The organism is Pseudomonas sp. PGPPP1 (assembly GCF_002255865.1).
Lineage (GTDB): Bacteria > Pseudomonadota > Gammaproteobacteria > Pseudomonadales > Pseudomonadaceae > Aquipseudomonas > Aquipseudomonas cremoris.
In genome coordinates this window covers 18,560-30,793 of sequence record NZ_NKIG01000013.1, presented here as the reverse complement: position 1 = coordinate 30,793, position 12,234 = coordinate 18,560, and the positions used below count along the sequence as shown (strand labels likewise).

The 12,234-nt window shown below is 61.5% G+C and carries 9 protein-coding genes; 7 read left to right on the top strand and 2 right to left on the bottom strand.

The features are described 5' to 3' along the window. The first annotated feature begins 16 nt into the window (after positions 1-16). The 7 genes from CFE47_RS15775 to tssK all read left to right on the top strand — a co-directional run bounded on the left by CFE47_RS15775 (position 17) and on the right by tssK (position 10,012). Entirely contained in the window at positions 17-496 is a 480-nt protein-coding gene (locus tag CFE47_RS15775) for an Hcp family type VI secretion system effector (protein WP_286838294.1), read from the top strand. 167 nt (positions 497-663) lie between these two features. Next, the gene (gene tssE, locus CFE47_RS15770) at positions 664-1,182 is read left to right on the top strand and encodes a type VI secretion system baseplate subunit TssE (RefSeq protein ID WP_286838291.1); all 519 of its coding nucleotides are present in this window, start codon (positions 664-666) and stop codon (positions 1,180-1,182) included. Next, positions 1,179-3,056, top strand: coding sequence for a type VI secretion system baseplate subunit TssF (tssF, locus tag CFE47_RS15765; RefSeq protein WP_286838289.1), 1,878 nt, complete (start codon positions 1,179-1,181; stop codon positions 3,054-3,056). The genes tssE and tssF overlap by 4 nt, the downstream gene beginning before the upstream one ends. Further along, the gene (gene tssG, locus CFE47_RS15760; RefSeq protein WP_286838287.1) at positions 3,041-4,060 is read left to right on the top strand and encodes a type VI secretion system baseplate subunit TssG; all 1,020 of its coding nucleotides are present in this window, start codon (positions 3,041-3,043) and stop codon (positions 4,058-4,060) included. The genes tssF and tssG overlap by 16 nt, the downstream gene beginning before the upstream one ends. Continuing rightward, the gene (gene tssH, locus CFE47_RS15755) at positions 4,053-6,689 is read left to right on the top strand and encodes a type VI secretion system ATPase TssH (RefSeq protein WP_286838285.1); all 2,637 of its coding nucleotides are present in this window, start codon (positions 4,053-4,055) and stop codon (positions 6,687-6,689) included. Before tssG ends, tssH begins: the two co-directional genes overlap by 8 nt. Positions 6,690-6,695: 6 nt before the next feature. Continuing rightward, positions 6,696-8,654: a type VI secretion system Vgr family protein gene (locus tag CFE47_RS15750; protein ID WP_286838283.1), complete on the top strand. Its 1,959-nt coding sequence runs from the start codon at positions 6,696-6,698 to the stop codon at positions 8,652-8,654. A gap of 26 nt (positions 8,655-8,680) precedes the next feature. Next, complete coding sequence (tssK, locus tag CFE47_RS15745) at positions 8,681-10,012, top strand: type VI secretion system baseplate subunit TssK (protein WP_286838281.1); 1,332 nt, start codon at positions 8,681-8,683, stop codon at positions 10,010-10,012. Between the two features lie 89 nt (positions 10,013-10,101). On the opposite strand, the gene CFE47_RS15740 is transcribed toward tssK, so the two are convergent. Next, positions 10,102-10,416, bottom strand: a complete 315-nt coding sequence (locus CFE47_RS15740) for a helix-turn-helix domain-containing protein (RefSeq protein ID WP_286838279.1) — start codon at positions 10,414-10,416, stop codon at positions 10,102-10,104. Between the two features lie 348 nt (positions 10,417-10,764). Next, on the bottom strand, positions 10,765-12,228 hold the full coding sequence (gene nuoN, locus CFE47_RS15735; protein WP_286838276.1) for an NADH-quinone oxidoreductase subunit NuoN: 1,464 nt from the start codon (positions 12,226-12,228) through the stop codon (positions 10,765-10,767). Positions 12,229-12,234: the final 6 nt, after the last annotated feature.

Genomic DNA, 12,234 nt, shown 5'->3' with positions numbered 1-12,234 from the left:
CTGAAAGGTAATCCGCATGATCCTGATGAACTTCACTGGCACCCCAATCAAAGGCACCTCCACTGTTGACGCGCACAAAGACTGGATCACCCTCGACGCGCTTCAAATGGGCGTGGGCCGGGCGATTTCCACCAGTGGCGGCGGCGACCGTGACACCAGCAATCCATCGTTTTCGGAAATCTCCCTGACCCGGGTTACGGACCTGTCTTCCGCCGACCTGTTTATGCAAGCAGTCTGCGGCAAGAGCCTGGGGGATGCCGAGATCCACTTCATCCAGACCGGCGGTTCGGACAAGAAACAGCAGGTGTTTCTCAAGCTCATCCTGGGCGGCGCGATCATCAGCGCCTACTCCGCCAGCAGTAACGGCGAGCGCCCGACTGAAACCATCGCCATCAACTTCACCACCATCAGCTACGAGTTCAACGCCTTTGCCGGCGACACCGTGAAAACCGGCACGCCGAAGAAGTGGGACCTGGAAAAGAACCAACCCATCTGAGCCTTGTAGTGAGCGGGCTTGTCCCGCGCTGGGCTGCGAAGCAGCCCTAATTTGGCCGACGCGCTCTGCCAGGTAGAGCCCAGTTTTCCGGTTTTGGAGCCGCTTCGCCCCCCAGCGCGGGCGGTGCGACGATTCGACAAGCCCGCTCACTACAGGAGCAATAAATCATGGGGGAGCTGACCAGTCGGGAGCGCCTGCAACCGTCGTTGCTTGACCGTCTGAGCGATGACGACCGCGAGCAGGTCGTAGAGCCACGGGACAAACGCGTGTTGTCCATGCGCGATTTGCGCAAGGCGGTGCTGCGCGATCTCGGCTGGCTGCTCAACAGCAGCAGCCTGGGCAGTTTTCGCGACCTCAGTGCCTACCCGTTGGCCAGTCAATCGGTGCTCAATTTTGGCCTGTTGGACTTGGCCGGCAAAACCGCCGCTGGGTTGGATCGTGAAGCGTTGGGGCGGCGTATTCGTCAGGCAATCTGGGATTTTGAACCACGCATTTTGCGTGACAGCGTGCGCGTGATACCGGTCGCACCGTCCGGCAAAACAGCGGGCCCGAACCAGATGGCCTTTGAAATTCACGGCGAACTTTGGGGCCAACCGTTGCCCGAGCGCCTGTACCTCAAGACCGAACTCGACCTGGAAGCAGGTGAGGCTCGGCTATTCGATATCGAGACAAGGGACGTGCGGTGAACGCCAAACTGCTGCGCTACTACGAACGTGAACTGGCTCACCTACGGGAAGGTGGCGCTGAATTCGCCCGCGAATACCCCAAGGTCGCCGGTCGCCTGGGCCTGGAAACCTACGCCTGCGCCGATCCCTATGTGGAGCGCTTGCTGGAGGGGTTCAGCTTTCTGGCGGCGCGGGTGCAGTTGAAGATCGATGCCGAGTTCCCGCGTTTTACCAATCACCTGCTGGAACTGGTCTACCCGCAATACTTGGCGCCCACGCCATCGATGGCGGTGGTGCAGCTTCAGCCGGACCTGAGCGAGGGTAGCCTGGCCGCCGGTTTCAAGGTGCCCCGTGGCACTGCACTGCACAGCCAACTGGGCAAAGGCGAGCAAACAGCCTGCGAGTTTCGCACCGCCCACGACGTGACCCTGTGGCCAGTAGAGCTGGTAGAGGCGCGCTACTTTGCCTGTGGCGGGCAAGTCGCGGGTGTCGACCTGTCGCGTCTCGGCCCGGTCAATGCCGCCTTGCGCCTGCGCCTTCGCACCGGTGCCGGCCTGGCATTCAGCGACCTGGCGCTTGATCAGTTGCCGCTGCACATGCGTGGCGGCGATGCCATGCCCGCGCGCATCCTCGAACACCTGTTGGCCCAGGCGGTCGGGGTGCTGGTGATGCCGGTGAAGACGCCTGCGGACTGGCACCACTTCTTGCCCAAAAGTGCGATTCGCAGCGCCGGGTACAGTGATAGCGAAGCGTTGCTGCCCTGCGGCCCGCGTTCGTTTCAGGGCTATCGGCTGCTGCAAGAGTACTTCGCCATGCCCGAGCGTTTCATGTTTGCGCAAGTGACCGGGCTGGCAAGCAGCATCAGCCGGTGCGCTGATGAACAACTGGACGTGATCGTGTTGTTCAAGAAACTCGACCCGTTGCTGGAGCAAGGCCTCAGCGCCGCCAACTTCGCCTTGTACTGCACCCCGGCGATCAACCTGTTCCCGATGCGCGCCGAGCGCGTGCACCTGTCCGATCAGCAAGCGGAGTACCACGTGGTCCCCGACCGTACCCGTCCGATGGATTACGAGATCTACCAGATCCAAGGCGTGACCGGTTATGGCAATGATACCCAGGCCAGCCAAACCTTCGAGTCGTTCTACCGCGCCAATGACCTGCAAGGGCACACACCGCCGAACGCCTATTACCAGGTGCGCCGCGATGCGCGGGTATTGTCCGAGCAGCAGCAACGTCAGGGCCCGCGCTCCAGCTACCTGGGCAGCGAAGTGTTCCTGTCCCTGGTGGACGCGTTTGACGCCCCTCACAGCAGTGATCTGCGCCAGTTGGGCATCGACACACTGTGCAGTAACCGCGACTTGGTGCTGAGCATGCCGGTGGGCGGGGGCCGTACCGATTTCAGTGTCGAGTCCGGCGCGCCAGTGCAGGCGGTGCGTTGCATGACCGGGCCGACGATGCCCGCGCCATCCTTCGCCGAAGGCGAGACGGCGTGGCGGCTGGTCAGCCACTTGTCCCTCAATTACCTGTCGTTGCTGGGCCAGGACAAAGGGCAGGGCGCCAACGCCTTTCGCGACCTGTTGCGGCTGTATTGCCGTGTCGAAGATGAGGTGGCCCACAAGCAGATCGAGGGCCTGTGCTCGGTGAGTGCCCAGAGCATTGTGCGGCGCCTGCCATTGCCGGGGCCGATCAGTTACGGGCGGGGTTTGCAGGTCTGCGTGACCCTGGACGAAGCGGCGTTCGAAGGTGCCGGCGTGTTTGTTCTGGGGGCGGTGCTGGAGCAGTTTTTTGCCAGGTACGTGTCGCTTAATAGCTTCACCGAAACACTGATCAAAAGCACCACGCGTGGAGTGATCATGCAGTGGCCAGCACGGGTGGGCCGATGCGAGATCCTCTGACCTTGCTCGATGCCCTTGAAGCGCACCCGGCACGTTTTGATTTCTACGCGGCTTTGCGCCAGTTGGAGTGTGCATTCCCGCACTTGCCGCGGATCGGTCAGGCTGCGCGTTCTGCGGATGAGACGGTGCGATTTGGCCAGCAACCGTCACTGGCGTTCGAACCGGCGATGCTCGCAGCGCTCAAGCCGGGTAACACGCCTAAGCTGCTGCTGAATTTCTTCGGCCTGATGGGCGCCAATGGCCCCTTGCCGATTCACTTGACCGAATACGTTCGTGACCGCCAGCGCAATCGGAATGACCCGACGCCCGCTGCATTTTTCGATGTATTCCATCACCGCATGATCAGCCTGTTCTACCGCGCCTGGGCCAGCGCCCAACCGGCGGTGAGCCTGGACCGGCCAGGGGCAGATCGGTTCGCCCAGTACCTGGGGTCATTGATAGGGATCGGCCAGGCATCGTTGCTGGGTCGCGACACGCTGCCGGACGTGGCCAAGCTGCATTTTGCCGGACGCCTGGGGCCCCAGGTGCGCAATGCCGAAGGCCTCGCTGCGTTGCTGGGTGATTACCTTGGGATGCCCGTGCAGGTGAAGCAGTTTGTTGGCCACTGGATGAAGTTGCCCGAGGATGGCCTGTGTGTGTTGCGCAGCGGCCCGCAAGCCGCTGTGCTCGGCCAGGACACGGTCATGGGCAGGAAGGTCTGGAATGCCCAGCACAAATTCCGCCTGGAGATCGGCCCTCTGGACCTGGCACAAACCCGGCGCCTGCTGCCCGGCGGTGACAGCTTGCCCCGGGTGCGGGACTGGGTCCGCCAGTACGCCGGCCTGGTGATGGACTGGGATATCAACCTGATCGTCAAGAAACAACACCTGCCAGGCTTGCGCCTCGGTTCCGCGCCCTTGGGCCGCATCAGTTGGCTGAGAAGCATGGCCCCTTTGGCAGATGACCGGCAGTTGCTGATCAATCCACGTCTCTCTTTTACTTCACAAGGACCTGACCATGGCTGATATCAGTCGCGTCGCGCTGTTCGGCAAACTCAACAGCCTGTGCTATCGGGCGATTGAAAGCAGCACAGTGTTCTGCAAGCTGCGTGGCAACCCCTATGTGGAACTGGTGCATTGGCTGCAGCAGTTGCTGCAACTGGCCGACTGCGACCTGTTGCGGCTGGTGCGTCACTACGGCCTTGACACGAGCGTACTGGCACGCGACCTGGCGGCGGCTCTAGACCGTTTGCCCCGGGGTTCCACTTCGGTTACCGACCTTTCTTCACAGGTGGAAGAAACCGTCGAGCGCGCGTGGGTCTACGCCACGCTGATGCTCGGTGAGACCCAGGTACGCTCCGGTCATTTACTGCTGGCACTGCTGAAAACCCCGGCCCTGCGCAATGGGTTGTATGGCGTGTCCCGTGAGTTCAACAAGGTCGGGGTCGATGACCTGAGCGAGCAGTTCGACACCTTGCTCAATGGCTCTCCCGAAGCGTTGATGGAGGCTCGCGAGGGGCATCAAATGCCGGGCGAAGACCTCGGGGCGCTGGCTCCCGCAAATCAGCAGGCAGCGTTGAAGCGTTTTACCGTCGACCTCACTGAGCAAGCCCGCAACGGCAAGATGGACCCCATCGTCGGCCGTGATCCAGAGATCCGCCAGGTGATCGACATCCTCATGCGCCGCCGGCAGAACAACCCGATCCTGGTGGGCGAGGCGGGCGTGGGCAAGACCGCCATCGCTGAAGGGCTTGCCCAACGCATCGCCCGTGGCGATGTACCGCCCAGCCTGAAAGACGTGCAACTGCTCGCCCTTGACGTTGGCTTGTTGCAGGCGGGCGCCAGCATGAAAGGCGAGTTCGAACAGCGCCTGCGTTCGGTGATCGATGAAGTACACGCCAGTGTCAAACCGGTGGTGTTGTTTATCGACGAAACCCACACCCTGGTGGGCGCCGGTGGGGCGGCGGGCACGGGGGATGCAGCTAACCTGCTCAAGCCGGCACTGGCCCGTGGCACCTTGCGCACGGTGGGCGCCACGACGTTTGCCGAGTACAAGAAGCACATCGAAAAAGACCCGGCGCTGACACGGCGTTTCCAGGTCGTGCAAGTGGATGAGCCCGACGAGGCGCGAGCTCTGTTGATGCTGCGTGGCCTTGCCGAAACCCTGCAGGATCACCACCAAGTGCACATTCTTGATTCGGCGCTGGAAGCCGCCGTGCGCCTGTCCAACCGCTATATCCCGGCGCGGCAGTTGCCGGACAAGGCGGTCAGCCTGATCGACACCGCTTGCGCCCGTGTTGCCATCAGCCTGCACGCCACTCCGGCTGAGGTGGACGACAGCCGTCGACGTATCGATTCCCTGGAAACCGAGTTGACAATCATCGAGCGTGAGACGGCCATTGGCGTGGACACCCTCAGCCGCCGCGTTTCGGTGCAAGCGTTACTGGCGAGCGAACGCCAACGTCTGGATGAGGTAGAAGGGCGCTGGAATAACGAGCGGGCCCTGGTGGAGCAGATTCAGCACCTGCGCCGCCAACTGGGCGAAGCGACTGATTGCGCCGACGGCCTGGCGCAACTGCGCCAGTTGCAGGACCAGTTGGCAACCCTGCAAGGCGAGCATCCGCTGGTGCTGACCTGCGTAGACGAACAGGCCGTTGCTTCTGTAGTACAGGACTGGACGGGTATTCCCGTGGGTCGCATGGTCAAGAATGAAATCGACAACGTGCTGCGCCTGGCCGAGCGCCTGGGCCAGCGGATTATTGGCCAGGATCACGCGCTGGAGATGATCGCGCGACGCATCCAGACCTCCCGCGCTGGCCTCGACAACCCCGGCAAACCGGTGGGTGTGTTCATGCTCGCGGGCACCTCCGGGGTGGGCAAGACCGAGACCGCCCTGGCCCTGGCCGAGTCGTTGTATGGCGGCGAACAGAACGTCATCACGATCAACATGAGCGAGTACCAGGAAGCCCACAGCGTTTCCACCCTAAAGGGCGCGCCGCCCGGCTACGTGGGCTATGGCGAAGGGGGTGTGCTCACCGAAGCGGTGCGGCGCAAGCCCTACAGCGTGGTGTTGTTGGATGAAGTGGAGAAGGCCCATTCGGATGTACACGAGCTGTTTTTCCAGGTGTTCGACAAGGGCTGGATGGAGGACGGCGAAGGCCGAATCATCGACTTCAAGAACACGTTGATCCTGCTCACCACCAACGTCGGCACGCCGCTGATCAGCCGCCTGTGCCGTGATCCGCAGGCCGTTCCAGCCCCGGATGCGATAGCCAAGGCTCTGCGCGAACCGCTGTTGCAGGTATTTCCTCCCGCGTTGCTCGGGCGCCTGGTAGTCATCCCTTATTACCCACTGAGCGACGTCATGCTAGGCAGCATCATCCGCCTGCAATTGGGGCGGATCGAACAACGCATCGCCGCTGCTCACAAGGTGCCGTTCACCTACAGCGAAGCGGTGGTGCAACTGATCGCCAGTCGTTGCACCGAACTGGAAAGCGGCGGGCGGATGATTGACGCGATTCTGACTCATTCGATGTTGCCGGCTATCAGTACTGAATTTCTCAATCGCTTGTTACTCGGGACACCGGCAACCCAGGTTCAGGTTCGTGTAGAAAACGGTGAGTTTGCCTATGTCTTTTCCGAGTCCGCGAGGTAACGCCCTATGGCAACGACACAGACTCACCGTGAAATACAGGTCACCAGTGTCTTGGGCGCCGATGCGCTGCTGTTTCGACGCATGCAGGCCCGCGAGGGGTTGTCCGAGCTCAGCGAGTACCAACTCGAATTGTTCAGCGAGCGCGCCGACCTGAATATCGATGATGTGCTGGCCACCCAGATGAGTATCGCAGTGGACCTGCCCACGGGTGGCAGTCGCTACTTCAGTGGGCATGTCAGCCAGTTTGCATTCACCGGTCGTCAGGGCCGCTACGCCACTTACACGGCGGTGCTGCGCCCGTGGTTGTGGTTTCTGAGCTTGGCCAGCGATTGCCGGATCTTCCAGGCGCTGAGTGTGCCGCAGATTCTCAAGCAGGTATTCGCGCCCTACAGCATTGCCGATGTCGATACGTCGGGTCTCAGTGCCAGCTACGCGGAGCTGACCTACTGCGTGCAGTACCGTGAGAGCGATTTGAACTTCGTCAGCCGCCTGATGGAGCAAGAGGGGATTTACTACTACTTCAAGAGCGCCGCCGGGCGACACACCTTGGTATTGGTCGACGCCTACGGCGTGCACTCGCCAGCTCCTGGATACGCGCAGATGCCCTACAGGCCTGGCGCAAGCGAGGCAATTTATGACTGGTGCATGAGCGGTGAGGTGCAACCGGGTGGCTACACGCTGCAAGACTTCGACTTTGAAAAGCCCACCGCCAACCTGTTGGCGAAGTCGGTGCTGGCCGGCAACTACCCGCAATCGCGCCATGAGCGCTACGACTACCCGGGCAAATATACAGAGCGCAAGAACGGTGAGTCCTATGCGCGCACCTTGATTGAGTCCTTGCACACAGGCGCCCAGCGCGCCACGGGTGTCACGCACGCGCGGGGCCTGTTTCCCGGGGCGTTGATGACCCTCACCGAGCACCCGCGCAGCGAGCAGAATGCGCACTATTTATTGCTGGAGGCACGTTATGAGTTGTCGTCGGACACCTACGAGCCAGCGCCGCCGGATAATCCTGCGCCCGTGATGAAGTGCACATTCGTCGCGCTGTCCCGCCAGCAGCCATTCCGTGCGCCGTGCCTGTCGCGCAAACCGCTGATGCACGGTCCGCAAACGGCAATAGTGGTGGGCAAGCAGGGCGAGGAGATCTGGACCGACAAGTACGGACGCATCAAGGTGCAGTTCCATTGGGACCGCGAGGGCCAGCGTGACGAAAACAGTTCGTGCTGGGTTCGCGTGGCCCAGGGTTGGGCCGGCAAACGCTGGGGCAGCCTGTACACGCCGCGCATCGGCCAGGAAGTGGTGGTCAGTTTTCTTGAAGGTGATCCCGACCAACCGTTGGTGACCGGCAGCGTCTACAACGCCGACACGATGCCCCCCTGCACGCTGCCGGAACACGCCACGCGCTCGACGATCAAGAGCCGTTCATCCAAGGGGGGAGGTGGGTACAACGAGCTGCGTTTCGAAGACAAAAAGGGCGCGGAGCAAGTGTTCCTGCATGCGCAGAAGAATCTCGACCAACGTGTGCTCAAGGACTCCCTGGACTGGGTCGGCGGTGACCGCCACTCCAAGGTCGACCAGGACCTGCGCGAGCAGGTGGGCGGCGACCGGCACTCGGCGGTGGGGGGTAATCGCCATGAGAAGGCCGGCGGTGATGTGTCGTTGGCGACCGAGGCCAACATGATCATCAGCGGCGGGCTGAAAACCGGCATCACTGCAGACCAGGGCATCTACATCAAGGGCGGCGACAACGTGGTGATCGAGGCCGGCTCGGCCATCACGCTGAAAGTCGGCGGGACGTTCCTGACCCTGACGCCGGCAATGGTGGCGGCATCCATGCTCGCTGCTTCGATTATCCCGCAGCCCCAGCCCGGCGCCGCCTCGGCCGCCACCGCCTTGGCCCTTGCCGCTGCCACCGGGCCGGCGAGCGAGCCGTTACCGCCCAACGCGGCCGATGACGGCCAGTAGCGCTGCCCCTATCAAGAGAACCTCCTATGTCCTGGAATAACAAAGTCGTCTGGACCGAAGGCATGCTGTTGCAGCCTCAACACCTGCAACAGCATGACCGCTTCCTGCAAACCCAACTGGAGGCCCGGGTCTTTAACCTGCGCGCCTATGGCTGGGGCTTTTCCAGATTGGAAATCGACCCGCAGCAGTTGGCGATGGGCAAGGTGTCGTTGCTGACGTATAGCGCCGTGATGCCGGATGGCACGCCGGTCGGTTTGCCCTTTGGCGATGAAATGCCGTTGCCCCTGGACATACCGGCTGACGCACGTGACCTGAAGGTAGTGCTGGCATTACCCAGCCTGCGCCTTGGTGTGCCAGAGGTGGACGATAATCCCGGTGTTGAAAATTGTGCTCGCTATCGCTGCGGCGAATACGAAGCCTGGGACAGCAATGGTTTGGACAGCAGCGCCTTGATGAGCGTCGGCAAACTGCGCCTGCGCCTGGCCTTTGAAAAGGATGTTGCCGATACCTGCACCACCCTTGGCATTGCCCATGTGGTGGAGAAACGTGCCGATAGCAGCGTGCTACTCGACCGTGACTACTGCCCACCGTGCCTGGATATTCGCGCGGCGACGCGCTTGGTCGGGCATGTCGATGAGCTGTTGGGCCTGGTGCCGCAACGGATCGAAGTCCTGGCTGCGCGCCTGAACCAGCCGGAAGGTAGCAACGCGGCGCAAATTGCGGACTTCTTGTTGTTGCAGGTGCTCAACCGTTGCTTGCCGTTGGTGCGCCACCTGTCGACGATGACCGGCCTGCACCCGGAGCAGCTGTACCGCGATCTCGCCTCGTTGGCGGGTGAATTGGCGACCTTTACCCGCAACGACAGGCGCACTACCACCTACCCGGTGTACCGTCACACGGCGCTGGCGCAAACCTTTGCCCCGGTGTTGCTCGACCTGCGTCGTGCATTGTCCCAGGTGATGGATGCGCGGGCCATCGCCATCCCCCTGGAAGAGCGGGAATATGGCATTCGCGTAGCGGTGCTGCCCGACCGTGAACTGTTGCGCTCGGCCACCTTCATCCTGGCCGTGCAGGCGCAGATGCCGGCCGAAAGCGTGCGCAGTGGTTTTGCACCTCAGGTCAAGATCGGCTCGGTGGAGAAGATCCGTGACTTGGTCAACCTGCAACTGCCGGGTATTGGCCTGCGGCCCCTGTCGGTATCGCCACGGCAGTTGCCGTTCAATGCCGACTTCACCTATTTCGAGCTCGACCGTAACAGCGAGTATTGGCAATTACTCAGCCATTCGGCGGGCTTCGCGATGCATATCGCAGGGGCGTTTCCGGGGCTTGAGCTGCAGTTTTGGGCTATTCGGGATTAAGAGAAGCTGGCAGGAGGGGGCGTTTACGAAAATGTCTGTAGCGCAGTGCGTTGCATGAAAAAGCCCCGGACTTGCCGGGGCTTTGCTTATCAATTTAGTGCGGCAAGTTGCGCCACGGTTTCTGGAAATCGCGCCACCAGACGAATCAAGGTCGTGGCCTGGGCATTGGGTTTGGCCCGCCCTTGCTCCCAGTTCTCGAGCGTGCGGGTATTGGTCCGCAGGTACATGGCGAATACGGCGCGGGACAGGTTGAGCTGTTGACGTACAGCGATCACTTCCTCAGCGGTGAGTGGTGCCAGCTTTTTGAGATGAACCTTATGTGTTCGTAGGGTGACTTTGCCTTGACGCTCGTCTGCGAGGGCGTCGAAGCCTTCGACCAGTTCGGAAAAGATTTCACGTTTCATGATGTGTTCTCGCTTTGATTTCCCTGTCCAGCATGTGTTTGAGGGCTTTACTCAGAGAGTCCTTGCGATGCCGTTCGAGGGCGGGCAGTTCAATAAATAGAGCATCCATGTTCTGTACGTAGTCTGCGTATAGTTTGGTGGCCCACTCGCTATGGGTCAAGTGACCCGGCTGTGGGAACTTTCCTAAAACGCAGACACCTTACGGCGCACTCAAGCGGGTAGATGCCAGATGAAGCAGGCAAGGCCAAGAGGAGTTTTCAGCAAGCGATGAAGGGGAGCGTATCGGTTCCCGCAAATGCAAAACGGCGCCCTAAGGCGCCGTTTTGTTTACCGCATTATGCTAAGCGATCAAACACCCAACACCGCGTGCTGCACCAGGGTGAGCAACGGTTGCGGGTACACGCCCAGGAAGAACGCGAGCAGGGCGATGGCCAGCAGCATCACGCCACCTGCTTTCTGTTCCCAATGCAGCTCGGCATCCACACGGCGCAGGTTTGGCTCGATCAGGTACAGGGTGACCATCACGCGCAGGTAGTAGAACACGCCGATGGCGCTGCCCAGTACCAGGGAGGCAACCAGCCACCATTCGTGCGCTTCAACACCGGTTGCGACGATGTAGAACTTGCCGATGAAACCGGCGGTCAGCGGGATACCGGCCAGGGACAACATCATCACGGTCAGTACGGCAGTCAGGTACGGACGGCGCCAGAACAGGCCGCGGTATTCGTACAGGGCGTCGGCGTCACGGCCTTTGAATGGCGAGGACATCAGCGTGATCACGCCGAATGCGCCGAGGCTGGTGATGACGTAGGTGACCAGGTACACGCCCATGGCTTCCACGGCCAGGCCTTTGCTCGCCACCAGGGCGATCAGCAGGTAGCCGAAGTGAGCGATGGAGGAGTAACCCAGCAGACGCTTGAGGTTGTTCTGGGTCAGGGCCAGCAGGTTGCCGAACAGGATCGACGCAATGGCGATCACGGTCAGCACATTGCTCAGCACACCGGTGTTGGCGGCAGGGGAGATCTGGAACAGACGCACCATCACCGCAAACACTGCAACCTTCGACGCGGTCGCCAGGAACGCAGCCACCGGCGCCGGGGCGCCTTCGTACACGTCTGGGGTCCACAGGTGGAACGGTACCAGCGACAGCTTGAATGCCAGGCCGATCAGCATCATCGCCAGGCCCAGTTGGGCAATCGGCGCAGGCATGCTGGTGGCAGCCAGGGCGTGGCCGATACCGGTGAAGCTCAGGCTACCGGCTTCGGCATAGAGCAAAGCCATACCGAACAACAGGAACGCAGAACCGGCCGCCGACAGCACCATGTACTTGATGCCGGCTTCCAGGGAGCGCTTGTTGAAGAACGCGTATGCCACCAGGCCGTAGGTCGGGATCGACAGCAGTTCCAGACCAATGAACAGGCCGGCCAGGTGCTGAGCGCTGACCAGCACGATACCGCCGGCCGCAGCCAGCAGGATCAGCAGGTACAGCTCTTCCTTGTTGCCTGGGTAACCGGTGCCGCCTTCGCCCATGTAGGCGTGGGCGAGGGTGACGCAAGCCAAAGTCGCGACCAGGATCAGCGCGATGTACAGCAGTGCGAAGTCATCGACCATCATCAGAGGCGTAACCGCCAGTGGCGCGACCTTGAGGGCCGGGATGATCGACAGCAGCGCCAGGTTCAAACCGGCACAGGACAGCAGGAACGTTTGCGAATGATTGCGGCGCCAGGCGATGGCCAGCATCACCGCAACAACGGTGAGGCTGGTAATCAGCAGCGGCGCAAGCGCGATAAAGTGTTGGATCGTGAATTCCATAGCGCT

Bases quoted from the DNA above. Each gene is read 5' to 3' on its own strand.
- CFE47_RS15750 (WP_286838283.1), top strand. From the start codon at position 6,696: ATGGCAACGACACAGACTCACCGTGAAATACAGGTCACCAGTGTCTTG.
- tssH (WP_286838285.1), top strand. From the start codon at position 4,053: ATGGCTGATATCAGTCGCGTCGCGCTGTTCGGCAAACTCAACAGCCTG.
- tssE (WP_286838291.1), top strand. From the start codon at position 664: ATGGGGGAGCTGACCAGTCGGGAGCGCCTGCAACCGTCGTTGCTTGAC.
- nuoN (WP_286838276.1), bottom strand. From the start codon at position 12,228: ATGGAATTCACGATCCAACACTTTATCGCGCTTGCGCCGCTGCTGATT.
- CFE47_RS15775 (WP_286838294.1), top strand. From the start codon at position 17: ATGATCCTGATGAACTTCACTGGCACCCCAATCAAAGGCACCTCCACT.
- tssG (WP_286838287.1), top strand. From the start codon at position 3,041: ATGCGAGATCCTCTGACCTTGCTCGATGCCCTTGAAGCGCACCCGGCA.
- tssK (WP_286838281.1), top strand. From the start codon at position 8,681: ATGTCCTGGAATAACAAAGTCGTCTGGACCGAAGGCATGCTGTTGCAG.
- CFE47_RS15740 (WP_286838279.1), bottom strand. From the start codon at position 10,416: ATGAAACGTGAAATCTTTTCCGAACTGGTCGAAGGCTTCGACGCCCTC.